This is a genomic window from Pantoea sp. X-Soil-TKNS-1207 (assembly GCF_059730485.1).
Genome location: NZ_AP035960.1, coordinates 535,972 through 562,671, shown reverse-complemented (window position 1 = coordinate 562,671; position 26,700 = coordinate 535,972). Strand labels below are relative to the sequence as shown.

Annotated in this window: 25 protein-coding genes; 14 read left to right on the top strand and 11 right to left on the bottom strand. The window is 51.8% G+C overall.

The window, feature by feature from the left end; all coding sequences use genetic code 11:
* Positions 1–7 precede the first annotated feature (7 nt).
* Complete coding sequence (locus AC6I8V_RS25750) at positions 8–958, bottom strand: lytic polysaccharide monooxygenase (protein ID WP_497846776.1); 951 nt, start codon at positions 956–958, stop codon at positions 8–10.
* 346 nt (positions 959–1,304) lie between these two features.
* Between AC6I8V_RS25750 and AC6I8V_RS25745 the strand changes: the two genes are divergently transcribed.
* Entirely contained in the window at positions 1,305–2,486 is a 1,182-nt protein-coding gene (locus tag AC6I8V_RS25745; protein ID WP_497846775.1) for a lytic polysaccharide monooxygenase, read from the top strand.
* A gap of 62 nt (positions 2,487–2,548) precedes the next feature.
* On the opposite strand, the gene AC6I8V_RS25740 is transcribed toward AC6I8V_RS25745, so the two are convergent.
* From AC6I8V_RS25740 to AC6I8V_RS25730, 3 genes are all read right to left on the bottom strand, one after another.
* Positions 2,549–3,097, bottom strand: a complete 549-nt coding sequence (locus tag AC6I8V_RS25740; RefSeq protein ID WP_497846774.1) for a chorismate mutase — start codon at positions 3,095–3,097, stop codon at positions 2,549–2,551.
* A gap of 139 nt (positions 3,098–3,236) precedes the next feature.
* On the bottom strand, positions 3,237–4,304 hold the full coding sequence (locus tag AC6I8V_RS25735) for a hypothetical protein (protein ID WP_497846773.1): 1,068 nt from the start codon (positions 4,302–4,304) through the stop codon (positions 3,237–3,239).
* A gap of 182 nt (positions 4,305–4,486) precedes the next feature.
* Positions 4,487–9,733 carry a hypothetical protein gene (locus tag AC6I8V_RS25730; RefSeq protein ID WP_497846772.1) on the bottom strand — a complete coding sequence of 1,749 codons (5,247 nt, stop codon included), beginning with the start codon at positions 9,731–9,733 and terminating at the stop codon, positions 4,487–4,489.
* Positions 9,734–9,815: 82 nt separating this feature from the next.
* Here AC6I8V_RS25730 and AC6I8V_RS25725 point away from each other — a divergent pair, with 82 nt between their 5' ends.
* Positions 9,816–9,992 (top strand): hypothetical protein, encoded by a 177-nt coding sequence (locus AC6I8V_RS25725; RefSeq protein ID WP_497846771.1) that lies wholly within the window; start codon positions 9,816–9,818, stop codon positions 9,990–9,992.
* A 557-nt stretch (positions 9,993–10,549) separates the two neighbouring features.
* Positions 10,550–10,735: an Rpn/YhgA-type helix-turn-helix domain-containing protein gene (locus tag AC6I8V_RS25720; RefSeq protein WP_497846770.1), complete on the top strand. Its 186-nt coding sequence runs from the start codon at positions 10,550–10,552 to the stop codon at positions 10,733–10,735.
* 324 nt (positions 10,736–11,059) lie between these two features.
* Here AC6I8V_RS25720 and AC6I8V_RS25715 read toward each other — a convergent pair whose 3' ends face one another.
* From AC6I8V_RS25715 to AC6I8V_RS25685, 7 genes are all read right to left on the bottom strand, one after another.
* On the bottom strand, positions 11,060–11,836 hold the full coding sequence (locus AC6I8V_RS25715) for a hypothetical protein (RefSeq protein WP_497846769.1): 777 nt from the start codon (positions 11,834–11,836) through the stop codon (positions 11,060–11,062).
* A 234-nt stretch (positions 11,837–12,070) separates the two neighbouring features.
* Entirely contained in the window at positions 12,071–12,706 is a 636-nt protein-coding gene (locus AC6I8V_RS25710; RefSeq protein WP_497846768.1) for a hypothetical protein, read from the bottom strand.
* Positions 12,703–13,263: a hypothetical protein gene (locus AC6I8V_RS25705; protein ID WP_497846767.1), complete on the bottom strand. Its 561-nt coding sequence runs from the start codon at positions 13,261–13,263 to the stop codon at positions 12,703–12,705. The genes AC6I8V_RS25710 and AC6I8V_RS25705 overlap by 4 nt, the downstream gene beginning before the upstream one ends.
* The gene (gene sctJ / locus AC6I8V_RS25700; protein ID WP_497846766.1) at positions 13,244–13,984 is read right to left on the bottom strand and encodes a type III secretion system inner membrane ring lipoprotein SctJ; all 741 of its coding nucleotides are present in this window, start codon (positions 13,982–13,984) and stop codon (positions 13,244–13,246) included. The genes AC6I8V_RS25705 and sctJ overlap by 20 nt, the downstream gene beginning before the upstream one ends.
* Entirely contained in the window at positions 13,984–14,274 is a 291-nt protein-coding gene (locus tag AC6I8V_RS25695) for a hypothetical protein (protein WP_497846765.1), read from the bottom strand. Before AC6I8V_RS25695 ends, sctJ begins: the two co-directional genes overlap by 1 nt.
* Position 14,275: 1 nt before the next feature.
* Positions 14,276–14,551, bottom strand: a complete 276-nt coding sequence (locus AC6I8V_RS25690; RefSeq protein ID WP_497846764.1) for a hypothetical protein — start codon at positions 14,549–14,551, stop codon at positions 14,276–14,278.
* A gap of 11 nt (positions 14,552–14,562) precedes the next feature.
* The gene (locus AC6I8V_RS25685; protein WP_497846763.1) at positions 14,563–15,633 is read right to left on the bottom strand and encodes a PrgH/EprH family type III secretion apparatus protein; all 1,071 of its coding nucleotides are present in this window, start codon (positions 15,631–15,633) and stop codon (positions 14,563–14,565) included.
* A gap of 583 nt (positions 15,634–16,216) precedes the next feature.
* On the opposite strand from AC6I8V_RS25685, the gene sctC reads away from it, so the two are divergent.
* The 11 genes from sctC to AC6I8V_RS25630 all read left to right on the top strand — a co-directional run bounded on the left by sctC (position 16,217) and on the right by AC6I8V_RS25630 (position 26,695).
* The gene (sctC, locus tag AC6I8V_RS25680) at positions 16,217–17,824 is read left to right on the top strand and encodes a type III secretion system outer membrane ring subunit SctC (RefSeq protein ID WP_497846762.1); all 1,608 of its coding nucleotides are present in this window, start codon (positions 16,217–16,219) and stop codon (positions 17,822–17,824) included.
* Complete coding sequence (locus tag AC6I8V_RS25675) at positions 17,821–18,900, top strand: HrpJ domain-containing protein (RefSeq protein WP_497846761.1); 1,080 nt, start codon at positions 17,821–17,823, stop codon at positions 18,898–18,900. The genes sctC and AC6I8V_RS25675 overlap by 4 nt, the downstream gene beginning before the upstream one ends.
* The gene (locus tag AC6I8V_RS25670) at positions 18,884–19,207 is read left to right on the top strand and encodes a hypothetical protein (protein WP_497846760.1); all 324 of its coding nucleotides are present in this window, start codon (positions 18,884–18,886) and stop codon (positions 19,205–19,207) included. Before AC6I8V_RS25675 ends, AC6I8V_RS25670 begins: the two co-directional genes overlap by 17 nt.
* Positions 19,197–21,272: an EscV/YscV/HrcV family type III secretion system export apparatus protein gene (locus tag AC6I8V_RS25665; protein WP_497846759.1), complete on the top strand. Its 2,076-nt coding sequence runs from the start codon at positions 19,197–19,199 to the stop codon at positions 21,270–21,272. Before AC6I8V_RS25670 ends, AC6I8V_RS25665 begins: the two co-directional genes overlap by 11 nt.
* Before the next feature lie 109 nt (positions 21,273–21,381).
* A complete protein-coding gene (locus AC6I8V_RS25660) occupies positions 21,382–22,410 on the top strand; it encodes a hypothetical protein (RefSeq protein ID WP_497846758.1) in 1,029 nt (342 codons plus the stop codon).
* Positions 22,400–23,419, top strand: coding sequence for a FliM/FliN family flagellar motor switch protein (locus tag AC6I8V_RS25655; protein WP_497846757.1), 1,020 nt, complete (start codon positions 22,400–22,402; stop codon positions 23,417–23,419). The genes AC6I8V_RS25660 and AC6I8V_RS25655 overlap by 11 nt, the downstream gene beginning before the upstream one ends.
* A 3-nt stretch (positions 23,420–23,422) precedes the next feature.
* Positions 23,423–24,082, top strand: coding sequence for an EscR/YscR/HrcR family type III secretion system export apparatus protein (locus AC6I8V_RS25650; protein WP_497846756.1), 660 nt, complete (start codon positions 23,423–23,425; stop codon positions 24,080–24,082).
* Positions 24,082–24,339 carry a type III secretion system export apparatus subunit SctS gene (gene sctS / locus AC6I8V_RS25645; protein ID WP_497846755.1) on the top strand — a complete coding sequence of 86 codons (258 nt, stop codon included), beginning with the start codon at positions 24,082–24,084 and terminating at the stop codon, positions 24,337–24,339. The genes AC6I8V_RS25650 and sctS overlap by 1 nt, the downstream gene beginning before the upstream one ends.
* A gap of 12 nt (positions 24,340–24,351) precedes the next feature.
* The gene (sctT, locus tag AC6I8V_RS25640) at positions 24,352–25,107 is read left to right on the top strand and encodes a type III secretion system export apparatus subunit SctT (RefSeq protein WP_497846754.1); all 756 of its coding nucleotides are present in this window, start codon (positions 24,352–24,354) and stop codon (positions 25,105–25,107) included.
* A complete protein-coding gene (locus tag AC6I8V_RS25635) occupies positions 25,104–26,189 on the top strand; it encodes an EscU/YscU/HrcU family type III secretion system export apparatus switch protein (RefSeq protein ID WP_497846753.1) in 1,086 nt (361 codons plus the stop codon). The genes sctT and AC6I8V_RS25635 overlap by 4 nt, the downstream gene beginning before the upstream one ends.
* A 26-nt stretch (positions 26,190–26,215) precedes the next feature.
* A complete protein-coding gene (locus AC6I8V_RS25630; RefSeq protein ID WP_497846752.1) occupies positions 26,216–26,695 on the top strand; it encodes a hypothetical protein in 480 nt (159 codons plus the stop codon).
* Positions 26,696–26,700 lie beyond the last annotated feature (5 nt).

The window sequence follows — 26,700 nt, the reverse complement described above, 5'->3', positions numbered from 1 at the left end:
CCGGGAATTAATTAAAAGAAATTTCAGCATGAATTAACGGGCTGTCAGACTTAACAAAGATGCTGTTGATTTTGTCTTTTTCTGGATAGATAACGCCGTTTTCATGCATCACACCGGCACGAACGTCGTTATATTTCCCGTTAATGGTTTCAGCGACATAATAAGACCAGTCATTTTCTTCGCCCGGAAGTAGCGCAACCTGGCCTTCACGCAGGGTCAGTTCGCCTTCATCACTGAAGAAACGCACCAGAATGGTTTTACCGGCCGGGGCTTTCATCGGAACGTCATTGACGATGCGATCAATCGTGGCGATTTCTTTGTTCCATTCGCTATTAATGATGGCAGGACGGCCCACTTTGATATGATCAATATCGACATCAATAACGTTAAAAATACGTTCGCGTGAACCATCGATCTCTTTGGCCATGTCAGCGACCGCATAAATAAGCTGATAACCGTGACTTTCAGGCAGCTGGCAGCTGTGGCTGATTAATCCCTGCACCTTTTCATCGCTGCCGCTGTGTTCACAGAACGGCGTGCTGGCAAAGCTGTCTCTCGTCAGGTGATGCGCGCTATCCAGCCGCTGCTGCCAGTCAGGTTTGGTGAGATAATACTTGTAGGTTGCAACGCGCGACGGCGACGTGAACTGCCAGCTGATATCCAGCTGGCCTTTATCCAGCGAGTTTTTTTCCCAGCGGGTCGCACGTTCACTGTTTAATGACGAAAACTGTTTCAGACCACCGCTCGCCAGTTTGCCATCTTGCGGGAAATCGCCAGCAAAATCGGCCGAAGTGATAATGCTGTCAGCGTTGTATACCGCTGCGCGATCGCATTGATTATTTTTTCCTTGTTTACACAATGCCGCACGAGACGGTGGATCAATTACATACCCATGCGACCATGCAACGCCGCTTGCCAGTAATGTGGCCAGGGCAATGGCAACTTTATTTATTTTCATAACTCTCTCGTCAATTCTCTCGCGAAGAATAAAAATTGGATTTACTAAATGGCATTTAAATAAAAATGCGCTCGTGACGATTCTGACAAAATCTGTAATAGGGCAGAACGAGTAATTTCTTTAGGTGGATGAGAAATGGCGGAAGATTAGGAAAGATGAATTTTCGTGTCAGCTATTAAGTCATTCCTGGTTGCAGGGAGAAATTTCTCATTCCCGTTTGTGAAGCAGAGCGCCATTATTCGATCCGAATTCACAATGAATAACCAATCAATAACCCCCCTTAATAATTAATCTGGAACGAGTGCGGGGATTGAATTCATTCCACATTGATATTAACGAGCGAAAAATGAAATTTAATAAACTTGCTTTTGCAGTCACCACGTTACTGGTAAGTGGGGCCGCATGGTCACACGGCTATTTACTGGAGCCGCCAGCGCGTGCGCTGCTGTGTAACAAAATTAAGACAACGCATGACAAAAACTACCCGGTCGAGCAGATGAATAGCCATTGCGGTGCCGTCGAGTACGAACCGCAGAGTCTGGAGACCGATAAAGGCTTTCCATACCATGCGAACGGTACGCCTGCGGGTCCGGTAGATGGCAGAATTGCCAGTGCAAACGGCGTACGTGGCTCGGAGATGGAAGCTCAGAGCGAAACGCGCTGGAAGAAAACACCGATGTCTGCCGGTCAGCACCAGTTTACCTGGTACTTCACGACGCCACACGTCACCACCAGCTATCAATATTTCATCACTAAAAATGACTGGAATCCGAATCTGGCACTGAGCCGTGCCTCCTTCGAAGCGACCCCGTTCTGTACCGTAACGCGCGGCGGGGAAAGACCGGGTCAGACTGACAGCCACACCTGTAACGTCCCGGCACGAGATGGTTATCAGGTGATCCTGGCGGTCTGGACCGTCGGCGATACCAGCGCGGCGTTCTACAATACCGCTGACGTCGAATTCACCGGCAACAATATCGGCGGCGGCGACGAAGGTGAGCAGGAGCAGCAGCATCAGCCGGTGATCCATGTGAAACAGGATCGAATCGTGGTGGAGAAAAACGCCGCCAACGCCGGCTATACCCTGGATGCGACCAATAGCCTCCATGCCACCAAATACAGCTGGGAAGTGATCAGCGGGTTTAGCGGCTTCCAGTTGCAGGAAAAGAACGGCTCCCCAACTTACAGCAAACTGGAAGGTCCAGCGATGACCACTCCCCGTGCCTGGGTAGCGGCTAATCATACCGGTACGGGTGTCTATCGTCTGACCGCCAGCAATGATTTTGGCTCCGTCACTAAAGACATCACCGTCGTGGTGGAAGATAACAACACCGGAAACGAAACGCCGGGTAACGATCATCCGGGTCATGAAACGCCGGAAAGCGGTAGCTGGGTAGTGGGTAAAAGCTACGCGGTGAATGATGTCGTGACTTATCAGGGCAAAACGTACCGTTGTGTCAACAACCACCGTGCGCAGACTGACTGGGCGCCGGGCGTTGCGTTTAGCCTGTGGGCTGAGGTGAAATAATCACCCGCAGCTGAAGGATAAAAAGCGTAAACGGCTTAGCCGCTTACGCTTTTTTTTGCCTGCTATTTTCTATGCCATTCCACCTGGCGCAGGGTCTGGCATAGATAACGCTTATCATCCGTGGTCAGATGCTTGACCCGCAGTGCCTGGATTGCGCCGCACGCTTTGACACCGGCCTGTGGATCGCTGCGCAGGTCGCCTGCCAGCTGGACCAGAATATCGCTGCTGATGCGGTTGATTTGGCTTCTGACCTCGATAAGCGAATCTGGCGGAGTGGGGGGCTGGGATTGTGACAGCCAGTCGGCGCGATAGCGGTACTGAATCGCCTTGGCAACGTCCATCTGCGCGCGAATAAAGGGGCTGACGGAATCAGGCGCTAACCCTAATTTTTGCGCATCTGCCAGCGTGCTGGCCAGTACGCGCTGTTCCTGCGGCAGATCTTCCACCGGCAGATGATTAGCCGCTTTCCAGGCCGCCACCTCTTTCATCCATGACAGGCGCTGTGCAATTAACCCGCTTACCGACGCGGCGCTGGCATGCCATGACCAGGCCGTCAGCAATGTCGCCAGCGCTAAACACGCCTTTTTACCCTGATTTTTCATTATCATCATCTCTCCCTGATCGTTGTCTGATTGAACTCATTCCGCAATATGACTATCACACACGGAATGATAAACATGCGAGGCTAAGGATAGCCGATGGATGTGAATCGTGGTTCAACGGGCTGGCAAAATCAGGGAATCGTCATTATCAGGCTTCCCTTTCGGGCAACAGACTCAGGCCCCCGACCAGCCAGGGCTGCCCGGCAATGCGCTGCAACAACAACAGGCAGTGGATCTGCTCACCGGTCAGGCGCTGCACCCACAATTGCTGGCGGAACTGTACGCTGTCGGTGTCGGGGTACCACTGCAAAACCTCGTTGAGAAACGGGGGGGAGCAATGGGCGTTAAGTAACTCCAGCGTGCTGACGGACAGGTTCTCTTCAGGAAAAAACACCGAAGGCGAGCCGCGCCACTCAATCTCGCCTTCCGTCAGGTTGAGGTTGAACATCAGGCTGGTGGCCGTATCGGCCAACTGGGCGATCACCGCCTGCTCACTTTGCGTGCGGCTGAGTAACGCCCGGTGGTGGGTGACAAACTGGCTCAGACATCCGGCCAGAATGGCGGAGAAAATCAGATACCACTGCGCCTGCCACACCGTGACAATGGTGGCCTGCGGCGAGTGATCAAACGAAATCGCCGTGGTCATGATGGCATATTGCAGCAACAGCAGTAGCCCCACCTGGCGGGCAGAGAGGACAGATACGCTGAATAATAGCGCGCAGAATTGCAGCCAAAGCGGATTCAGCCCCATCCACGGACCGCTGTCAGTGGCGGCCAGCAACGTCATCAGGGCGAGATTGAGGGTGATGATAGCGCCGCTGCGCCAGCGACCGGTCGCGTACACTGCGCCTTTGCTGTGCAGAAAAGGCAGGGTCGACAACGCTGCCGTGAGCGCCGCCAGTGTCCAGGAGATAAAATGTTGCGGTGCCACGGCATAGCCTGCCAGCAATAAGCAGCAGCTCAGCAGGATGCTGCCCAGGCTCAGACACATCGCCACCACCACCATCTGACATAACACCACCAACACCGGTTGTTGCCCGCGCAGTTGTGGCAGCATCCGCAGCAGCAGTACGCAAAGCGGAAACACCACGATATCAAAGGCGGCAAAGATACCCGCCAGCAGCGGCGGACGACCGGTATACACGCCACAGAGCGCGTGCAGCAACCCTGCGGTAATCAGCCACAATGGCCAGTCACGCCGTGGTGATAACCACAACGCCGCCAGCAGCAAACCCGCCGGGAACCATACGGTTGAGGAGAAGCTCCAGGGGTCGCGATTTTGAAAGCTGAACAGTGCCAGCCCGGTGTAAAGCGTGGCAAAGCCTGCCCAGTAAAGCAGCGTTTTTTTAATCGGGATATCCTCAATCTGACTGACGCCAACCTGATTGTAGCCTTATATCATTCCGTGGGCCTGCTGGCACCCGTGATCATCGTAACGATTTGACGGCTCATCGCCGCTGCAATATCCGTGACGGCATTATTTCCCGGCTGTTGGAAGAAATAGGCCCGCGTGGCCGCCGCCGCACTGCGTTTATGCGCAGTATGCGTCGCGCGTTGCAGCTGTGTGTTAGCTTTATCGACAAACGCGCCGAAGATACTGGTAAGCCAGTCGGCATTCTGAAACGCTTTTTTCAGCATAAACAGATTATCCTCGAACGCCTCATGTAAGATTGGCGTGAACTGTTCGTATCGTTCTTTCGGCATACTTTTATATTTGATGTTTTTGCTGGTGATTTTTCCCGGCAGAAATTTATTTCTGTAGACGCTGATCTGTCGTTTCATGGCGGGACTGCTGCTATAGGCAGCGTATTGAGACAGAAAGGCGCTGAGATAGTCATCATCATTTAACAGATAACGCTGAAATGCATTTTCATCAGCCATCAGTTTCCGCATCAGGACACCCATGCCATGCAGGGTTAATTTTTTCAGCGGATGTCCGGTATCAAGATAGATCTCATCACCGATATAATCGTCGGTGGCGGCATTCATTATACGATGCACACCCTCATGAGTAAGAATATCAGCCAGCCCTTCTGAGACATGAGACAACAAATAGATATGATTAAATCTGTCCCCCTCTTTGGTGTAACCCACGGTGCCGGAACCAAAGAGCATTTTTTCTTCCTGGGACTTCAGGCAGCTACTGGCAACCCGACCATTCAGAACCAGCCGGTCATCAACAATATGAAAAATGCTCAGATCCAGCTGGTTAAACGATGTCAGGATCGAGTTGAAATGGCCGGAGAAAAAATCGACCTGCTCTTTGGTAAAGACGCGGCCATAAAAGCTATTAATTAATTTCGCGAAGGTGTCGGGTTTGTCCGGATTATTGATCATCGCCGAAACCTGCCGGGCATGATGCTGGAGTTCGGTGATGGCCTGCTGAATGCCAGCAGCCATTTGCGGATATTCAGTGCGTAGCTGCTCCTCCGTTTTCGTTTTTAAAATGAACGGCGATACCGGTAAAGGCCAGTGCTTTATCTGGCGCTTTATCTTCCCGAGATAGGTGGTGATGGACGATTCAAGTCTGGGAATGGTTTTTTCGTATTCCTTATAGGATTGCCAGTAGGTCAGATACTTCTCCCTGAACACCTCATACAAAATTGCCAGCCTTTTTTGCTGGGAAATCGCGGATTGCAGATTCTCGATAAAGTCCAGTTCATCTATGCTGCCTGTCACAGGCTTATAATTTTTAACCACCTGTTCAAGACTGGCGATCCCTCCCTCCGTCAGCAAATTACGCCATTCGCTTAATTCGCGTAAATATTCCGCTGGCTCGCCGGAACCAATGGCGGAAAAAGAGGCGGGGATAGTGGCGGCAACGTGGCGAAAAAGATTTTCCACCTGCATTCGCTTAAAGATCAGCGGTGATGAGAGCTGGTGGAGATGTTGCACCAGCATCGTCAACCTGGCGTGGCGCTGCGGCGAATTGTATGGCAACAAGGCGTGATAGCCGCTGGCGCTGGGTTTTAATGCGTCGATGTACAGCGGAGGTTTCTCAGCGTCATTTCGTCGCAAACGGATGATGGGACTGGCGGACTGCCACTGCCGCCACAGACCTGAGTGGGTAAGTTGCAGATACACCGTCGCACCGGTGGCATTTGTCCACTCGGTGATCAATTGAAGATCGGGTGCCGTTTTCACCCAGCTCTGCTGATGTTGCCAGCCCGGAGGAATGCTGGCCGGGTCGAGATGGTTACGGACGCTGTCGTTGTCGTTGTTCTCCGCTGGCACATCGCTAAAAGCCAGCGCGACTGCTGAAGGGGGCGTTAAGCTGGCGAGTAAAGCGGGCAGGCTTTGCTGCTGGATCGCCTGTTGAAAGGCGATGACCGGGATAGTGATGCCGGTCGGCGCCGTGTTGTCCGTTGAGGGAAGCAGATGCTGGTTTTGCCTGTCGAACAGATAGTGTCGCGCCCCGGCGGGCGTGGTGACGTTGCAGTGCAGGGCGTCGGTAAACTCATCCCAGCACACCTGCGTCAGGTGAAAACCCGCGGGCAGTGAGTTGAGCGGCAGAGAGCGTTGCAGCAGCTCTGCGCCGAAGCGATCGCGTAAGTGACTTCTGCTGCACAAATCATAACCAACCCGGCTGTCATCAAGCATTTCTGGCTCAAGGACCTCTGCGGCGAGGGTTATATTGATGCCGGGTGTGGTGACAGGATGCTGGGTGAATTGATCAAACACCGCATTCAGCACCGATCCCCCGACGTAATAGGCGAATTTCACCGCCGACTCCTCTTCTGCGCCGGGAGCTGCTGCCGCGTATAAACATTGCCCGATACGCGCCAGAATAGTGAAGGCGGGTTGGTGTTGCGCCACAGCCTGTACCGCTGCCACACAGCCCGCAACCGGGCTTAAAGCGATCAGGCTTTGTAACAGGCTGGGTGGTTCAATGGCTGGCGCCGTCGCCGCGATCTTGATATCAGGGAACTGATAAGCGCTGATCTGGCGCGCGATGGCCGCAGCAGTTTGGGGCCAGTCGTGGGCATTCGCATCTGCGACGATCCTGACTTCCGGGTCTAGCAGAAAGCGAATGCGGGCGATATCGGGCATTGCTGCGGACGACAGCAGTGTCAACATGGCAGACTTGCCGCCGCCGTTAATAAACTCCCGCAGCTGGGCATTGCTGGCGTATTCATCCGTGGCGTCATAAATCCCCGGTCGGCTCGGATCATGCGAGGGGGATATCTGGGTAAGGAAAACGGCCCGCACCACGTTGTTGAGTGTGGCAGAGACATAGCAGCCAGCACAGGCAATATCGCCTGACGTTTGCACCATTCGCACCAGATGCAGGCTCAGGTCGCCGGACTGCATCGCCTCGCGGTAAAACGACTGATCCTGCGCGGCCAGACTCTCCAGCGTCCGGGCATACCATTGCCGCTTTAGCTGGCGCAGCGCGTTGTAGTGACTGATGATTTCAGCGTTTTTTCCCGCCGGGTGACTGAGCAGATGGCGCAGCGTGATATCAGCCTGATGGCAGCGAATTAACAATTCGACCTGCTGCTTAAGCTGCGTCAGATAGCTGGCTACCCCGTCCTCGGGGTTGAAGTACAAGGCCTCGATGGGGGCGAAATCCGCCTGCTGCGACGCCTGAGAACGTTTCAGCAGCAGATGGATGCCAAATTGTTCGAGGTTCTCACCGGGGGTGTTGTCGAGGATCGGCTGGCTCTGGATCTCCAGCGCCGCCGCCGCTTTCTGAATTCCGGCGTGTGACAGACAGCGTTCACTGGCCAGATCGCTGCGATCACGATACCTCAGAAATGGATAAAGGCGTTCCATCCTCTTCAGCGCCAGGTAATCCAGCTTCGCCACCATAATATCCTGGGTGATGGTGCCCCGGACGCCAACCGCTTCACGCATCTTGCTGCTGAACACCTGTTCCATCTGCTGCAACAAGGGCGTGAGCTGCCCGTAGGTGGTGGTGGCGGATTTGATGCTGCGGATAAATTGCTGGCTGCTGGCGAACGTTGGCTGCCAGGCGGGTGCCAGCGCATGGTCTAACACCAGTAGCAGGCTGTTAGCCAGGGTGCCAATGCCTTTGGCAGAGCGGATGAAAGCATCTATCGACGACGGATGGGCTACGAAATCCGCAATGCCCGGCAGTTCAGCGATAAAACGCGCCGCCTGCAACAGATCGAGATGAACCCTTTCGTTTTCATCGTCCCAGGCGACGATCTGTTCGCATACCGCCAGCACCTTTTCATGCAGTTCCGTCAGGCTGTACTGAGGGGCAACAAAAGACGCAATCGCCGTTTCCAGCTGTGGTAACGAAAGGTTTTCCAGCAGATGACTGAGCTGATTGAGGGTGTCGTGTAAACCGGCGCTATCAATGGGGCTGGATGCTGTCAGGCAACCGGGAGCTGTATCCGGCATCGCCAGCCAGTCTGGCCAGCTTTCTTCGGCTGGCGCGGTGGTCAATGGCTGTTGGGAAGACGTGCCCAGGTTGTGTTGCATTAATTCATGCATCAGATAAGTACCGTAGCGTTTCTGCTTTTCACCTGATGGCACCCACCAGTTTTCTACATTGGCAGGCGTGCTCTCCGATGCCGCGACGGCGGGAATAAAACGCTGCCAGGCGATGGGCATGGCCCGCTGTTGCGCTTTTTCGACAGGAAGGTCGATCGATTTGGCCGGCGTGCTGCGTTGCCAGGGAAGGGGCTGCACCTGGGGCGATGTGAGGCGCTGTGGGCTTTGATGCAGCGGGAGGGTACAGCCGAGGATGCGCATCGGCTGGCTGCCGGTTGCGATACGCAACCCTTCCTGCTGCCTGCCCTGGCTATTCTCGCCGACGATGCGCGTCAGGGTGATAACGCGGTGGCCGGGCAGGGGGATGCTCTCATTGAAGGGCGCGACGTTGCCGCCACCCGTGCAGGTGAGGTATGCGGTATCCGCTCTCAGAAACTCGGCACAGCTGTGCGGTGAAAGCGTCAGAAAAGGGGGGTGTTCAGCGTGATTTAAGGCGGAGTTCGCGATTAACCGCAGGGTGATGATCAGCGGATCGGGTAGGTTGCCAGCCTGCGGGCGCGATGTGGGTGGCGATATGAGGGCTGCCAGCCTTTGGCACTGAATCTCCAGTTGCCGGAAGAGGTTAGACAAAGTCACGGGTGTGGGATGATGGGCAGTGTCAGCGCTGCTGGTCAGCAGATAGGAGGTAACGTGCTGATCAATACAGCGCAAACCCGGCTTGATACCCTCTGCGGGCATATGACGTGCCGCATGGAGGCCGCTATAAATCCACGCCAGAGGAGGGTAAAAAAAAATCAGCAGATGGGTGAGTAACGCGGTTCCTGCACCTGGCGCCACCTCTAATAGAGGTTTTGTTGCAACCTGATATATTTCCCGATCCAGCAGATTATTCAGGTCAGGACAACGGCAGGGCAGCTGCTCGAAGCTGTGCGGGGCTGACATAAACGGGAAGATTTTTTGCAGGATAGCCCGTTTTTGCTGATCGGTTAATAAGGGACGTGCGGGCAGAAATGGCGTGCCTTCACACAGCTCCTGATATTTTTCCGCAATGAATTCTGAGAGATCCTGGCAAATACGTTGCCAGTGCCAGGCTGACTGAGCATCAGATTGTCTGGCCCTCACCTCCTCGTCTGGAGCATTAAGCACCGACTGAATATGTTTAACCAAATCAGCGAAAGCCATTGCACCGGCTTTTCCGTTCGTCCATTCGGCAAATTCCCGCTGTACCCGCTCAGGATCGATTGCCGGTAACGAGGGGCGTAACGTGAGCAGTGCAGTGAGAACATTACGCGCGCATCGCAACAGAAAAGGGGGGGCTTCGGGCGCCGGAGATGGCTGGCTGATGTTCTCTATTTTTAAAACAGGCATTCCTGCCGCTACAGGCGTCATAAATTTCCTCACATATCCCAAAATTATCGTTATCGGCGACCTGATTTTTTAATCAAGGTCCGGGTTAATATTTTTCGATTGTTTGTTAGTAAGTTTATTTAGTGAGTATCGTTACTATACTTAGTAATAAATTAAATGAAATTCCTGTTAGTTATTAGTGTGTAACGCGCCGGGTTTGCTGGCTATATTGGCATTTATAAAACGCCAGGCAATTGCCAGCATGAATAAAAATCCTGGACGATCGTAGGGATAACTGCTCTGATAAATTCATGAGAATGACTCGACAACGCACTGGCTGGCGGTAATGATGGATGCCTGATTTCAGATAAACGTTTGTGTCTGAGAGGTATCCAATGGTCATAAACCGTCCGTGCATGGTTGCGACTTCACAGTATATTGATCTTCTTATGGGAAATAAGGCGCCAGAAAAGGACAGTCGCAGATTTATAAAATATATTAATAACGTTGGTACATCTTTAAATTTCACCAGAAAGAAAATAAACGGCAGCATGGATAAGGCTAAAAATTTCGACGATCCATGATAGAGATGATGATTAAGAAAATTATCGATAATAAGACCGCTGCAAACAGGATAAAGGTCAGGAACTAATGAAGAATATTGAAAAAGTTGCACAAGTGATTGCGGAACAAATTGAATTAATGGGTTATGAGAAGGGGGCGTATCGGGCATCATGTGATATCGCGAAAGAAATGCAAAAGCAGGGTTTCGATCAGAAAACGATCAAGGCATTAACAGGAATTAGCGCAGAAGAATTGGCGGAACCCAAACATTAACTATCGTAAAGGAGACAGAAAGATGTTTATGCGGGTAGAAACCGGCCCTATACCTTGGTATAGTAATGGCTGGTGTGGGGGCTTATTGTTGAAAATGATTATCAGTTATAACCCTGAATGTTTTGCAGTGAGGAAGGTAGCAAGAGAGGGACCCCCGGTTACTTATTATGTCAGGTAGCCGGGGGATATGCAGAGAGACGATTTCTGCAAATATCTTTAGCGTCGGGAGTTTATCTGGTTAATAAAAATGCGTGTCCGGACTGATTCCCTGTTGTCTGAAATAAAATTCTGAAGCAGGGGAGATAAGTCACACCCACAAATCATTTATTTTTTGGATAATGCATAAAAATCGCCTATGGAATTGTTCACCGCTGTGCTTTTGCCTTTCACTTCCGGCTCGAACACCATCACATGTGTAGGGATGCCATAACCAACACCCTGGAATGCCTCTTTGCTGGCAATGTCTCCACCGCCAAATGCCCATATCACACTCGCTTCAGGGTTAATGCTACCCGGATAAATAGTGTACGAGTGGCCTTCTTCATTGAGGGTCGACCAGGGATGTTCTTCACTGGAAGGAATTAGCGCAACATTATCCCTGAACATATCTTTCGTAATTCCATCAGGAGAATTTTCCGGGTCAGCGCCTTTTTTCAGGAAGGGTTCAGCGATGTTTAGATGTGTCCCGATTACATCCTGGGAAATGATGCCTAAAAACAGAATATTATTATATATTTCCCTCGATGCCTCGGCAAATAGCTGTCCGACGCCGACCTCCGTTACGCCACCGACAATAATAATCTGTGCATCCTGATTTTTTCCGCACATGTCTGAAAGAAGCTGGTTGAATTTGACTTTAAAAGCATCACCTTCATATCCCTGCCCGGAAAAGCCAAGGAGGGTGACGAAAACACGATGCAGACCCTGTGGGTTTGGCAGGTTATCAATAATAGCCTTGATTTTTTCTGTGGTGTCGTCTTTAGGGAATTCTGACCATTTAATATTTTTAACATTCCTCTCAAGGAAAACATTGTCGGGTAGGGGTTCTGATGCATTGTGATAAGAAGTGGTGGGCTGAATACTACTTGTACCTGTTATCATCGGTGGAAATCTCCTGGCTTAAAATTTATCTAAAAATGATTAATTGACGAAATAGATAAAGTTAATAATGCCAGGATAATTAATCACGAATTGTTTTTTGATTTTATATTACGCGTGGTATTTATTTCTAATAATTATCTTATGATTCACTGAAATGACTATATTAGATGTCGGCATCCTCCATAACATTCTAATAAGGATTTAGCAGGAGGTTAGTTTCTGCCTGGTGGAGTATTAATTTCCCTTGGTTAAAACAGCCGTTGGCGTATATTCGCCGCTGCCTGTCGGCCAGTCTGGCTCGGCAAAGGGCTGATCCCAGTTTACCGTTAACGGTTTAATCATCTCCTCTTTAACTTTATCAAACAGGTTTTCCCAGTTCTTCTTGTATACCAGCTGGAAATTATTGAATGCCAGCATCAGGAACTTTCTTTCATCGGCATCAGGCAGGGGGATGCTGGTTTTATCATCTTCAGTTTCATTCTCCGTCTCATCTTCAGCTTTTGCCCCGACCAGTGCAATTAACCAGTTCTCCATTTCTGACATCGATGGCGGGCCGAAATCATCATTTTCAGTCGGCATCATCAATGCGTAAAGTAACGCCAGGTCATCGGCAAATTGATCAGACATTTTGTCCGGATCTTTAGCGTCATAGACGAGGATAAATTCGCCACGTTCCATAGCCTGCAGGTAGCGCAACAGGAACTCCTGCTTGGCTCTGAGTCGCTGCGCCTCTTCGCTTTCGACCTCCTTAAATACCTGACCGCTGGGCTGAGATGACAGGCGCTGCGACATGATGGTATCCAGCGACTGCGATGAAGAACTGATCATGGTGTTGGCCACAAACGCCGTAAATAGCGAGATATCACTCATACATGCAATGTTCCCTGAAGGTAGTGGAGGATTTTACTGAGAGAGAGGCAAACCCGCAGCGAGATCTCTAGCGGGGGTAAGGCGGTTGCAGGTGAGGGGGGCAGACCCAGCGCGCCTGCCCGTGCCAGTTCGTCCGGCAGTGTAAAAGCATGGCAAAGGGCCAGCCAGCCTCGTTCACACAGCACGGCTTCATTTATCATGCCACCCGCTATATGCGTCATTACCGGGAAGCACTGCTGCGACAAGGCGCTGATAAAGAGGAGATCGCCAGGCTGATACAGCGACTGCTGGCGCTCAGCATGGATCACGCCGATCAAACCCAGGCTACCGGCCAGCAGACACAAACGGGGCAGCTGCGCCCAGCAAGCGATAAAATCGCTGCCGGGCGCCCCGGAGATATCGGCAATACGCGGCAGCCTGAGCTGATATTGCAGGCTCAATAGCCGGTTCTGCTGCGGTTTACTTAGCGATTGGTAATCCGCCGTAGACCGCAGTGGATGAAGCCAGCTACTGATATCACCCAGCAGGCATAAACGTTTATGAATGTCGGCCTGCATCTGCGTTTCTCCGCTTGTACAGCCATATGCCCGCGATAATCAGCAATACCAACAGCAGCAAACCAATACCGACGGTGAACATCATGTTATTTTCTGACGTCTCCTTCGTGCGAGTGGAAGCTGAAGAAATCTGCGGTTCCTGTTTGGCAAACAGTACCACCGTGATGTCTTCCAGTTTCACGTCAGGGAAGCTGTTGAGAATAAATAAACGAATTTTATTAGCAAAAATGGTGGCATCCTCCAGCGGACGATGCATCATCAGGACCGAAATACGTTTATCCGGCGGATTGGCCAGCCGACTCTCATCTTCCAGGGGATAGCTGATATGCACCCGCACTTCCACCGCTTCATCCAGCCTGAGCAAAGATTGCTGTAACTTTTGCTCAATGGCAGAAATCAAACGCGCTTTTTCGGCGCGTGGTGAAGCAACCAATGCATCAGTCGGGAAGAAACGGTCTATCTCGACATCCTCATGTGAGGGCAGGCGATAATCGGCTATCAGCGAAATGGCTTGCTTCATATGTTGCTGATCAACCAGCACATTAAACAGCTTTTTCTCGCCATGCACTTTAGTTGCCGCGATCTGATAGCGATCCAGTAACGCGATAACCTCATTTGCCTGACGTTCGCTCAGGCCGGTTAATACCTCTTCCCGGCAGCCCGTCAGTAGTAGTACCAGTAGTGCTAAAAGGCAGATCTTTCCCGTGGCAAACAGTTTCATCAGGCTTTAACCAGCGTCTCAATTCCCCGGTTCACTTCTCGTGCGAAGGCCAGTAACGTCTCAGTATGGATTTTATGATCGCCCAGCAAAGCCAGTGACTTCAGCATTTCCGCGGGAGAGTTATTGGTCACAGCTTTATCCATCGCCTCAGTGCCGGCTGCGCGTAATTGTTGATTATCGGTAATCATCTGACTCATGGCGGCCATCATCCGTTCATCGAGCGAGACTGCCACGTCGTGATTGAGTACGCCTGCCACCTCGGGCAGGGTAATAAGTTGAATTTGCGCCATATTATTTAATCTTCTGCGTTGCTTCGCTTTGCAGCGCAACCAGCGCACTGATTAGGCTGCCCACACCGCGTGTGATGTTGCCGAGATCGCCTTGTGCGGCCTGCATTTCGAGGGTGAGAGTGGGATCGGTCGGCTTCTTTTTCCACGCTTCCGTGGCCAGATTCAGCTTGCTATGCGCGTCTTTTACCTGGTCTCTGAATGCTTCATAGAGGTCATAAAAATTGCCATCCAGCGGCTTGGGACCAACGCCAAAATCGGGATCAATTACATCTGCCATAGCTATTCTCCTTACAGTGTTTGCTTCAGAACAGGACGGAAGATGTGATTTTTCCGGTCCCAGATAAGATCATCCTGCCCACGCTGTAACACCGCGCGGGGCGTGCTGCTGGTATCAGGAAGTTGAATGGATACATGAACGCGCTGCTGTCCCCAGCGCTGATAAAAGGCACTCAACCGTTTATTAAGAAAATCCAGCGCTTCGGGGGCCAGCGCCTGGCGCACTGCAACATAAATGCCTTCTGCCGTGGTTTCCTGGTAATACTGAATCCCGGTTTGGGCAAAAAGCATCTGCAATTCGCGCTGCATTTCCTGTAGCGAGTGGGGGTGGATGATCACCGCGCCCATTTGGGGATACGCCTGCTGCAACAGTTGCTGAGCGCGCTGCTCGGCATCTTTTTGCCCATCGGTGAGCAAACGCAGCACCACTTTGTTCTGTTCATTCTGGTTCAGGGTCAGCCACAAAATCCCGGCTTCGGAAAGCCGTCGCTGGATTACCTTGCGGATTTTTGGCGTTAGCTGAAAGCTGCTGCTGGCCTGGGGGGAAACCTGAGGCTGTGGGGGTGTGACGTAATAAAACAACGCGGACAGCAGGCAGATAATCAGCGCGCCGATCAAAAGGATTATCCGGAGCGGGGTGAGAACGAATGAACGCGTCTGGGGCTTTCGTGGCCGCTCCTCGGGACAGATTAACGCACTGCTGACGTCCTCATTGATTAGCGACCACTCTTCCTGCTGGTTTTTTAGGGCAAAACACAGCCCGCCAAAATCAATTTTCTGCTGCGGCGTCAGCGTCTGAAAAGACGTGGGTTCATCCTGCCAGCCATAGCGACAATCAAGTGGATTTTCACCGAGCTGGAGCTGCATATGTCGTGCGTTTTCATCGCCATACACCGGAATGAAAATAACATTATCACTGGCGACTTTTACATTATTAGCAACCCGAATTTGTTCTGGTTCATTATTTTGATTGTAAAGGTAGAGATGCCATAATCCACTGTTCAACATCATGTCAAAACCACTCAGTGGACCATTTAAAATTTTTAGTGAAAACATGAGAAACCCAAGGTTAACAGCACGCACTCACGACGTGGAAGTGTGAAATGAATTTCTGGTATTTTATTGAGATATGCCAATTATGAAACCCATAAAAAGGAAGGTAGCATGAGGGTTTTTATGCTTATATTCATTAGTTCATTGTTTTTTATGGGTTAATTTTGGATTTATCATGCTTATAAGTAGGTATTTATCAGATTTAAATCATTCTTTTCAGAAGATTATCAATCGTCTCTGCATGGTTTTATTGAACGCTTATCGGTAATATTAGGCTACATTTTTACATCGCGCGAAAAATAGCCGGGGTAGGCTGGATGATCATATATGCCAGGTTGGCTGTGGATGAATTATTTTCTTATCACTATAGCTTGTTGTCGCTGATGATTTTGATATTACGAGAACGCGTTACTATAACCGTTAATATTCTCCCCGACGAAAGCAGCTGCCGTATAGCGCTAGACGTTACTGAGTCAGAAGAACAGGGAGTTGAATGTCAGGCTTTATTGCAATGGCTGACACAGGAAACGCAAGGAAAATTGATAATTGAAGAGGATGTAGGGTGAGAAACAGGGTACGAGAACAATGGACTGTAGCTATCAGTCGGTATTTGATGGGATGGTTTCTCTTACCTGTCAGTTTATTACTGCTTGTCATGGTGAGCGGCGCATCGGCAAAGGAACCGGCGCTGCTGACATTGCAGAAACAGCCCGCCACGGTCTATTTCCAGGCGTTATCAGCTTTGATGGAAAGACCTGTCATCCTCAGCGCTGCCGCCAAAAAGCTCGAGGTTTCCGGACAGTTTGATCTCACCGACCCCATGGAAGCGCTGAAAACCTTTAGCCATGATATGGGGCTGATTTGGTATTTTGATGGCCTTGCGCTTTACGTTTACCGTCAGGATGAGCTGGCCAGCGCGCTGGTGCGGCTGGAGCAAATGAGCGTCGATGCGTTGGCGCGTGCATTGCGTGACGCCGGATTGTATGACGAACAATATCCGTTAAAAGCGCGGCCGGACGCCCATTCATTTTATCTCTCCGGTCCACCCAAATACGTCCAGTTGGTCACGCAGACGGCGGCGCTGCTGGATAAGCAGCAACAGCTGGCACAGGAGGATCGTAGCGGGGCGAACGCCACCGTCGCCGTGGTCCGTGTGCGTTATCGCCCTATCTTTGCCCGTAATCTGACCCTGCGCGGAGAAAAAATATCTGAGCCAGGATTGATCGATACCCTGCGTGCGTTGTGGCAGGGCGCTGACCGTCTCACCCTCGCGCCCAACCAGGATGCTAATCCGGCGGCGGCTTTGCTCCCGCCTGTGGTCACTGAAACACCGGCCACCGAAGGTGAAACCCTTGCGCTGGTGGCCCCGCAGTCTGCCGGTCAGCAACTGTGGATATTGGGCGACAACGACACCAACAGCATCATTTTACGCGGCGAGCCGGCGCAAATTCGCGATGCACGTTACCTGATTCGGCAACTCGACAACCCGCGCCAACAGGTACAGCTCAGCCTGCAAATCATTGACGTGAAAGAGAGCGAAGTGGAGCACCTGGGGATTAACTGGTCCGGGAGTTTTAGCAGTGGCAATTTGATCGGTGAGATCAACCCGGTCGGTACTGCGCAAACGCTGGTTCAGACCACCTCGATTCTGGCGCGCATTCACGCGCTTACCGTGCAGTCAAAGGCGCGTGTCATTTCGCGGCCAATGGTGCTGACCCAGGATAACGTCACCGCCTATTTTGACAACAGTCACTCCTTCTATATCAAGCTGGAAGCCGAACGCTTCGTCGATTTGAAAACCATTACCTACGGTACGCTGATCTCGGTGACGCCGCGGATTATCACGACTCTGGGTCAATCGCCAAAAGTCGAAATGCAGTTGACAGTGGAAGATGGCAGCAGCGATGCCGTCAGCGATGTTAACAATAAACAGATAAGCCAGACGCGTATCGAAACGGTGGCGCGGGTTCCCTCGGGCGACAGCCTGCTGATTGGTGGTTACACCCGCAGCGAGCGGATAGAAGATGAAAACAGCATCCCGTTGCTGAGCCGTATTCCGTTTATCGGGGGCCTGTTTCGTTATGAGGAGCCACGTCGTACCAATGTGGTCCGCTTATTTCTTATCGAACCGCGCGTGCTGAATGAATCCGATAGCTCGGTCACCCGGCTGGAAGAGTGGCTACAGCGTACGCGTCAGGAAACGGCACGGAGCCTGCCATGAGTAGTAACCAGATTCAGATTCTGGCCAGCATCCAGCAGGCCATGAGTGACAGGGATGACGTTCGCAAGGTCGAACCTGACAAAATCGTCGTGCAATCGGTATACCCGAATTATTACGAACTGGTCGGGGCGGCCGATGATTTTGGCATGATGTCGATGCAGAAAGTCCTGCCAGGCACGAGGACACTCGCCCAGGAAATCAACAACAAGGTGGAACTGGATATCGAAGGCAGCGCGTCTTCCCTGGTACCGGAAGTGCAACCCGTGACGCGCGCCAGCGATCTGCTGTTGATGCTGCGTCAGCGGTTTAACGACATTACGGATATCTGGCTGATTTTGAATGCGATGATCAATAACTTCTATAACTGGAAGCTGGATCGTCTGTTGTTGCAGGAAACGCAGGATTTACTGGAAGCCGAATCCAGTGACGAGGAGCGCCAGGCCATGTGGGCCGGGGTGAATACCCACGCGCTGACGCAGCAATACGCCAGAATGACACGCTTTTCTCCCCAGCAGCTGCGGCGCTGGTATCGGGTATGGTTAACCTGGGACGAGGAAGACGAAGATGGATTCCTCTGGGCGATGACCGATGAAGTCGAACTTTCCGGTCTGGGCACGTTATTTCACTACATCTCGCGGGCTTTACGTCACGACATTAACGCTCTGCGTCCCAGTACCCAGCCAGCGCGGCTCAGCCTGTTGCTGAACAAAATTTCCGCGATGACGCGATTTACTACCCTGGTGCAACGCATCTGTGGGTTGTCCCCGATCGGACAGCCGGGCGCTGAACAGCCTGAATCCCCTCTGGCTGGCCCGGTTGTCCACTTTATCCGATCCATCCTGGCGCAACCGGTGGTGTTTTTACCGCAGTGGCGAGAGTTGCAGCGCCACAAATTATTAGCCGACATCGCGCAGCAGCGACGGTTTTTGCGTGAACTGCGTTCGGCGCTGGTGGATCTCCCGGATCTCTTCTTTAAGGAACAAAGTGACCGGGCCAGGCTGGATGCAAAAGTGGTTCAGGAATTGAGTGAACGTTGGCAGGGAAAGGATGCAGGGCAACATGATGTGGGATGCTGAGGAAAACGGGTTATTAGGGTCATGGCATGAACTGGCTCCCGGTGCTGCGATGCGCGTGGACATCGGCGGTATCACGATTGATATCCACCGTCGTCAGCGCGGCTGGGAGACGCTGGTGTTACTGGCCGGGATACCGTTCTCCCTGGCAGTGCTTAGCCGGGTTGAACGGGATTTCCCCGACTATCTGTTGCTGCTACTGCGCGAGCAATGCTATCTGCACCGCTACTATGCGGAGCTGACCGGTCACATTTTGAGTGATCTTCATGCGGTTGCCGCACGACTAAAGGAGTGGCTGCATGTTGCGTAAACTGGGGCTATCCACGCTGATCAAACCTGAGCTGGCAATCGTGATACTGATTGGCACGGTGATCGCCATGCTGATCATTCCGTTACCGCCACGGCTGATTGATTTCCTGATTGGCATGAATATCGCGCTGGCATTGCTGATTTTTCTCAGCTCGCTATACGTGAATGACCTGATCCAGTTCTCCACCTTCCCGGCAGTGTTGCTGATTAGCACCCTGTTTCGCCTTGCGCTTTCCATCAGCACCAGTCGACTCATTTTGCTGGATGGCTATGCCGGGGAAGTGGTATCCACTTTTGGTCAGTTTGTTATTGGCGGCAGTCTGGCGGTGGGGGTGGTGATCTTTTTCATCGTCACCATTGTGCAGTTTATCGTTATCACCAAAGGGTCGGAGCGTGTGGCAGAGGTGTGTGCGCGTTTCTCGCTGGATGGTATGCCCGGTAAGCAGATGAGTATCGATGGCGATCTGAAAGCCAACACTCTGACGGCCGAACAGGCGACGGCAAAACGTAAACGTCTGGAGCAGGAGAGCCAGCTGTTTGGTTCGATGGACGGCGCGATGCGTTTCGTGAAAGGGGATGCGATTGCCGGGTTGTTAATCATCCTCGTCAATTTCATCGGTGGCATCCTGATTGCTCAGCACTCCTATGGTATGAGCTTCTCCGAGGCACTGGATATTTACACCATGCTGACCATCGGCGATGGACTGGTCGCCCAGATACCCGCACTGCTGATCTCCATTGGTGCCGGCTTTGTGGTGACGCGCGTCAACGATGACAATAAAAACCTCGGGGCCAGCATTGTTCTGCAATTGTTCAGCAACCCTTTCGTGATGGGCGGCGCTGCCGTAATGATCCTGATTGTCGGTTTGCTACCCGGTTTCCCGCTGCTGGTTTTCGGTTCACTCGCGGCTCTGCTGGGTTTGGTGACGCTGATAAAGCGTGACGGAAAATTCAAGTTGATGATGGTGACCTGGCTTCAGCGCATTGGCTTGATGCGTACAGCTGAGGAGATCAAAGCAGCGGAGCAGGCCGCGCAGGCGAAAAGCGAAGAACAATCGGATGGGCAGCTGTTTCCCGAGACTGTGCCGGTGATGCTGGTGATGGCGCCGCAGACCTACGCATGGATCAACCAGCCTGAAGATGTGGCATGGTTTCGCCAGGCGTTCTTCCTCGAATTTGGTATTCCGCTACCCCGTACTGAATTTCTGGCAAACGAAGGCATCCCTGAGGGAACGATAAAGCTGCTGATTCATGAAATTGACGTTGATCAGATCGAGGTGTTGCCGCATCAGCGTCGTATCCTGGCCATTGAGCAGCTGCCGCTGCTGGAATCTCTGGGGATTACGCTCACCCGACTGGAGCGGACGCCGCCACAATATTGGTGTGATAATCAATTCAGCAGCCAGCTGACGCCGCTCAATATTCAGAGTCGCAGCGCCCGTGAGGAAATATACCGTCTGATGTCGCGTGGCCTGAGCCGTCTGGTCAATGAATATTTTGGCATTCAGGACACCAAAGAAATGCTGGACAAAATAGACAGCAAATCCCCTGAACTGATGAAAGAAGTGTATCGAAACGCCACTGTTCAGAGAATATCAGAAATTTTTCAACGTTTAATCAGTGAAGGAATCTCGCTCAGGAATAATAAAATAATTCTTGAAACGATTGCTCAGCACGCGGGTAAAGAAAAAGACAACCTCGCGCTGACCGAATTAGTCCGGGGCAGACTGGCGCGCTACATCTCAAATAAATATCAGAGCCGTGGTTATATTCGTTGCGTGATGATGACCCAGGGGGTAGAGGAGGAAGTCCGCAGCAATATCAAAACCAGCGGATCAGGCAGTTCCATCAATATGGAACCTGGGCAAATGGAAGAGATTTTTTCGCTGTTTTCCAATGCCATCGCGGAAACCGCGTTCGCCGCCGATGAGCTGGTGATTATGTGCAGCATGGATATTCGGCGTTTCGTGAAAAAGCTGCTGGAAAATAAATTTACCGATCTCGACGTATTGTCGTGGCAGGAAATTTCGGACCACAGCCAGCTGCAAATTTTGGCCACGGTGTAATTACGCGGCATTTATTGAGAGCCGTACCAGGTGAAGCGGCGCGATTGATCGCGTCGGGTTTACCCGTGCCAGCGGCGGAAGAAATTTCTCAGGGTAAAAGGAGGAACGTGTGACAAATCAAACCGTCTCGAACCCGATTGCCAGTAATTCGGGTGCGGTAGCCTGCGCCGATGAAACGGGTGACTTAGCACAATGCCTGGCCGATCGCCTGACGCAAAATAAACAAGACGCGATAGATCGGATAAAGAAGCGTTTTAAAACGCAAGACGAAGGTGTTGGTTTCTCACAGTTTCAGCCGCAAACGCCATCAGCGCAGCAACCACTGGAAAACCGGCCCTTATCCCAGGTGTTGCTACAGCTAACGGCGGCAGAAAACGCAGAAAACATAGAAAACGCTAAAAACATAGAAACAAAGCCTGCCCTGACGCCAATGATGGATAACGCATCGACGGTGAAGCCCCTTGCAGTCCGCATAGAACAAGCCACAGCAGAAAGTAGGGATGACGCGCCAACGGCGCCAACGTTGGCGGACAAGCCCGCGAGTGAGATGCGACAAACGCGCACCGCTATCCCAATGTCGATATTGCCAGCCGGGATCTCAGCCCCGGTAGTTGCTCAACCCGCAGCCGACGCCGTCGTGATAACGCGTGCAGACCGCAACGTTATGGACGAGCAAAGCGACAAGATGACCGGCATGGTTCCGTTAACGGCGCGTGTAACCGGTGGGGAGCCGAGTCAGGTGTTACCCGCTGTCGTAGAAACGGCAAAGCCGCAGGAATCCGCCATGCCAACGACGCAACTTCCCACGGTGTTGAACCGCCATGCGGCAGATGAGGTCTCCCCGGCAGTGATCAGTAAAAACATCAGCCTGGATTTTCAGGCCGATCAGGTTGAGGTGCGTTATTCCGTCGCCGAACAGGCCACAGTGAAGCTACAGGTGGCTGAACAGACGATTGCACCGGTCAGCAGCAACGTCCGACTGAATGAAATGCTGGTGGGACAGGCATCGCTGGCGGCGTTTGATGCTGGCTGGACGCTGCAAGGCGCAAAGCAAACCCGACCTTATTATCTCGCCGTCACCAGTAGCGGCGAGCGAGTGAAAGCTGAAGATAAGACATGGAAAGAACGTGACCAGTAAGACGCGAGTGCCTCCCGCCATACCCGCCATGACCAAAACCGTCTATCACCTGATGTATCGGGAGCGGTGCTCACGCGGTGGGTGGCCGCAGAGTGAGGGAGATATCCTGCTGCTACATGCTTCTGATTCTGCCTCTCCGTTACGCCTGTTTCTGCCAGTGCAAAGCATGATCGAGCGGGTATTCGCCCCCGCGCCTCCGCCTGATGCGGTGCTAATGGATAGTCAGCTTCGTCACGCCCTGTTAATGCAGCATTTGGAGAACCACGGATTCGAGGTGTGCGGTTGTGTCTATACATCGGCTCAGCTGAACCTGGCAACCAAAGCCGAAGAGGCACCGCAAACACTGAATAACTGGTGTTATGGCGTGCCTACCAGCCTTGGATCGGCCGCGTTATGCATGGATGACAACCCGGAAATTGTCTCCCCGCCGATATCTGCCCGTAGCCACAGGGGAAACTATCCTGACTGGTATTTGCCGCTGCAATGTCGGGTGGGGTGGTCTTCCATGCCGCTCAGTCAACTGCGGCAGCTGGAAAAGGGGGATTTGGTGATGATTACCCGCCGTCAGCAGCATCTGACGGTGACGGGTAGCCCAATTGGGCAATGGAAATTTGACGATAAAGGGGTGGTGATGGAACGCATGGAAACGGATGACGAGTGGATGTTTGACGACGATGAAGATGATGAGGACGACGAGATAGACGAGGAGGATGAAGACGACGATGAGATAGCAGAATCAGGCGTTGATGAACAGGAAGCAGGAAGCGGTCTGGCGTTACAGGACGTTGAGTTAACGCTGGAGGTTTCACTCGGAAAAGCCGGGCTGCGCCTCACTCAGGCTATTGCGCTACAGGCCGGTGATTTTGTGCCCCTCGCCAGTGGCGGCCTGAAAGAGACCCGTCTGCGTCTCGGTAATCAGACGCTGGCAAAGGGTGAGCTGGTTGAAGTTGACGGCCAACTGGGTGTCATTCTGAACCACATCTATTTTCGTCCCGCAGGACAGCCCTGAATCATGAACGAAGCAGCACTTATATTAACGCTGTCACTGGCCGCCACGCTGCCTTTCCTCATCGCTGGTGGCACCTGTTTCATTAAATTCAGCATTGTTTTTGCACTGGTACGCAACGCATTAGGTATTCAACAGATTCCCAGTAACCTGACGCTGAATGGACTGGCGCTGATCCTTACCCTGTTTGTGATGATACCGGTGGTAAAACCGGTCATCGCCTGGACGGAGGAACATCCTGTCAGCTATAGCGATCCGGCCTCCCTCCAGGCGCTGATGAATGAAGGCACCCAAAGCTACCGTGAATATCTGACCAAATTTGCCGATCCTGCACTGATCCGGTATTTCACTACCATCTGGCAGCAACGTGACAAAGAGGTTCCCGAGCAGGCTGAGAACGCCGAGGAGCCGCCAGAGCCGTCGGTGTTTGCACTGCTGCCTGCTTATGCCTTAACGGAAATTAAAGACGCCTTTGAAATCGGCTTCTACATCTACCTGCCGTTTATTGTCATCGACATTCTGGTGTCCAATATTTTACTGGCGCTGGGCATGATGATGATGAGTCCGGTCACCATATCTCTGCCAATTAAGCTGGTGTTGTTTGTGGCGGTGGATGGCTGGGCAAAAGTGGTGCAGGGGACCCTGACAAAATATCTGGAGCTGTAATGGGCGAAATCAGTTACGTCAGTAATAAAGCCATCTGGCTCATCCTGGTACTCTCGGCGTGGCCGGTGATTGTCGCCACGCTGGTGGGGCTCCTCGTCGCCGTTATTCAGACCGTGACTCAGATTCAGGAACAGACGTTATCTTTTGGCATCAAGCTTATCGCCGTCTCCGTATGCCTGTTTCAGCTCTCTGGCTGGATGTCCCAGGTGGTGATGAACTACGCCAATGAACTGTTCACCTTAATCAGCCGCAGCTAGCGGGAGTACAGAATGCTGGAAGGACTCTATGCGCTGGCGGTGTTTTATCTGCGCGTTTTGCCAATGTTCCTGATGATTCCGCTATTTCAGGGCAACTGGCTCACCCACAGCATGATCAAAAATTGCCTGATCGTGATGCTGGGGCTGGCGTTTATTCCGCATATCCAGCCTGCACTGCCTGACATCGCTAACCATCTGGTGCGTACGGCAGTGACTGAAGTGGTTCTCGGGGTGCTGATTGCCTTTCCGATCGGTCTGCCGTTCTGGGTAGCCAATGTGGCCGGACAATTTGTCGATAACCAGCGCGGGGCCACGATCAGCAGCACCTTTGATCCCAATAGCGGCGTGGATTCATCCACCCTGTCGAGCTGGTTTAATTTTTATTGCTGCGTGGTGTTTGTCGCCGGCAATGGCTTTATCCACTTATGTAATCTGTTGCTGGAGAGTTATGCCCTGTTCCCGCCTGGCGCAGCGATCGACTTCTCGCTGATGAAGATTGTCAGTTTTATTACGCTGCTGGACCTATCCATTCTTAAAGGCATTATTCTGGTATCACCGGTATTAATAACCTTATTTCTGACTGATATGTTGCTGGCCGTTTTGTATCGCTACACCCCGCAGCTCAATCCATTTATGATGGCATTATCGTTGAAAAGTCTGATCGCCTTTGCGGTGCTGCTGTTGTTTTATAACCCAGTGTTTCATCAAACCTTCCAGCAGATTATTGATGACACCCTGCCGTTAAAACACTATTTCCGGCTGCCATGAATCAGAGCAAAACCGAACTGCCGACGCTGAAAAAAAAGCGCGATGCCGCGAAGCGAGGGCAGGTACTGAAAAGCCGTGACGTTACCACTACCATTAACCTGGTGGTGGTGATGTCCTACCTGTTTTATTTTTTTAACGGTCTGGATGAGACGCTGAGTTTCCTGCTCAATACCTTACCTGCGATTAACGACATCAACCGCAACGCCTGGTTTCGTACATTGATGATGGTGCTGGTGAAACCCACGCTGGTACTGTTGGTCGTCACGCTAGTGTCATCCATCCTGCCATCGTTGCTGCAAAGTCGCTTTGTGATTGCCACCCAGGCGCTAAAAATTGATTTCAAACGTGTTGATCCGGTAGCCGGTTTTAAACGCATTTTCTCCATGCGTACATTTTTTAATACGCTGAAATCACTGCTCTATGTCGCCGCTGTCGCGGTAGTCAGCTGGCTTTGCTATCACGCGATATTGCGCTCTCTGCTTTCAGGCGTTAACGCGACATCGCTAAGAACAATTATCGCCTTATGTGAAACGGTATTCCTCACTACCTTGCTGGCAGTGTTGCTGACCTGCGGATTGATTGCGGTGCTGGATTTCCTGCTGGAGTATTTTCATTACATCAAAGAATTGATGATGACCCGACAGGAAGTGAAAAAGGAACATACCGAGCAGAACGGTAAACCGGAAATTAAAAATAAACGACGCGAATTGCATCAGGAAATATTAAATGAAGACATTAAAAAGAATGTCCGCGATTCGCAGGTCTTGCTTGCCAACCCGACTCATATTGCTATAGGTATCTATTTTAATCTGTCGTTATCACCTTATCCCTTTGTTTCGTTAGTGCAGAGTGGGGCCGCAGCACGCGCTGTACTGAAGTACGCCAGCGAAATCGGGAAACCCATTTACCGCGATAAGAAACTGGTCCGGGAGATGTTCAAAACGGTTAAGCCCTATACGTTTTTGCACTGGCGCTGGTTCGACGCATTGCTCACCGCCCTTCGCTGGCTGGAAGAAGTGGAAAAGCAGTACATTTCGCCAGATGGGACAGAGAGTGAAACCGATAACCTTCACCAGACATAAGTCGGGAGGAGGGAAAAGGAAATGGCATGAGCAATATCTCCAGATATTACCCTTTTCAGCCACAATACCGATTCCTGATCGACAACGTATCTCAGCCGGAGAAAACCACCGGGCCGGAAGTTAGTGAATCTGAGCGGGAGAACGCGAGGAAACTTCAGGCGATGTTTGCGGATGTTGACGAATTTATCTCTCGCATGCAGGAACATAGAAAAACATTAACCCAGCAGCCAGCTCTATTGGATCTGTTGTTTGAAGAAATTACCATTTTAATTATTAAAATGAATAAGGCACTGCTTGATGTTCAGCTGGCATTTTTCGATTGCTCGGGTGAACTGGTGCGTAAGGAAAATCGCGAAGTCACGCGTCGGGTTGAACAATTACTGGATGTGAAAAACGAACTTGAGGAGGCGGAAACTGAAGTGCGCCTACTCAACGTTTCTCTGCTTTTAACATTGGCCGAGCAAAAGGCGCTATTACGCCAGCAGACAAAAACGCCACCAGCCTGATCTTT

Coding starts and splice junctions, on each gene's coding strand:
- AC6I8V_RS25750 (WP_497846776.1), bottom strand. CDS start 958: ATGAAAATAAATAAAGTTGCCATTGCCCTGGCCACATTACTGGCAAGC.
- AC6I8V_RS25745 (WP_497846775.1), top strand. CDS start 1,305: ATGAAATTTAATAAACTTGCTTTTGCAGTCACCACGTTACTGGTAAGT.
- AC6I8V_RS25740 (WP_497846774.1), bottom strand. CDS start 3,097: ATGATGATAATGAAAAATCAGGGTAAAAAGGCGTGTTTAGCGCTGGCG.
- AC6I8V_RS25730 (WP_497846772.1), bottom strand. CDS start 9,733: ATGGCTTTCGCTGATTTGGTTAAACATATTCAGTCGGTGCTTAATGCT.
- AC6I8V_RS25720 (WP_497846770.1), top strand. CDS start 10,550: ATGAAGAATATTGAAAAAGTTGCACAAGTGATTGCGGAACAAATTGAA.
- AC6I8V_RS25715 (WP_497846769.1), bottom strand. CDS start 11,836: ATGATAACAGGTACAAGTAGTATTCAGCCCACCACTTCTTATCACAAT.
- AC6I8V_RS25710 (WP_497846768.1), bottom strand. CDS start 12,706: ATGAGTGATATCTCGCTATTTACGGCGTTTGTGGCCAACACCATGATC.
- AC6I8V_RS25705 (WP_497846767.1), bottom strand. CDS start 13,263: ATGCAGGCCGACATTCATAAACGTTTATGCCTGCTGGGTGATATCAGT.
- sctJ (WP_497846766.1), bottom strand. CDS start 13,984: ATGAAACTGTTTGCCACGGGAAAGATCTGCCTTTTAGCACTACTGGTA.
- AC6I8V_RS25695 (WP_497846765.1), bottom strand. CDS start 14,274: ATGGCGCAAATTCAACTTATTACCCTGCCCGAGGTGGCAGGCGTACTC.
- AC6I8V_RS25690 (WP_497846764.1), bottom strand. CDS start 14,551: ATGGCAGATGTAATTGATCCCGATTTTGGCGTTGGTCCCAAGCCGCTG.
- sctC (WP_497846762.1), top strand. CDS start 16,217: ATGGGATGGTTTCTCTTACCTGTCAGTTTATTACTGCTTGTCATGGTG.
- AC6I8V_RS25675 (WP_497846761.1), top strand. CDS start 17,821: ATGAGTAGTAACCAGATTCAGATTCTGGCCAGCATCCAGCAGGCCATG.
- AC6I8V_RS25670 (WP_497846760.1), top strand. CDS start 18,884: ATGATGTGGGATGCTGAGGAAAACGGGTTATTAGGGTCATGGCATGAA.
- AC6I8V_RS25665 (WP_497846759.1), top strand. CDS start 19,197: ATGTTGCGTAAACTGGGGCTATCCACGCTGATCAAACCTGAGCTGGCA.
- AC6I8V_RS25650 (WP_497846756.1), top strand. CDS start 23,423: ATGAACGAAGCAGCACTTATATTAACGCTGTCACTGGCCGCCACGCTG.
- sctS (WP_497846755.1), top strand. CDS start 24,082: ATGGGCGAAATCAGTTACGTCAGTAATAAAGCCATCTGGCTCATCCTG.
- sctT (WP_497846754.1), top strand. CDS start 24,352: ATGCTGGAAGGACTCTATGCGCTGGCGGTGTTTTATCTGCGCGTTTTG.
- AC6I8V_RS25635 (WP_497846753.1), top strand. CDS start 25,104: ATGAATCAGAGCAAAACCGAACTGCCGACGCTGAAAAAAAAGCGCGAT.
- AC6I8V_RS25630 (WP_497846752.1), top strand. CDS start 26,216: ATGAGCAATATCTCCAGATATTACCCTTTTCAGCCACAATACCGATTC.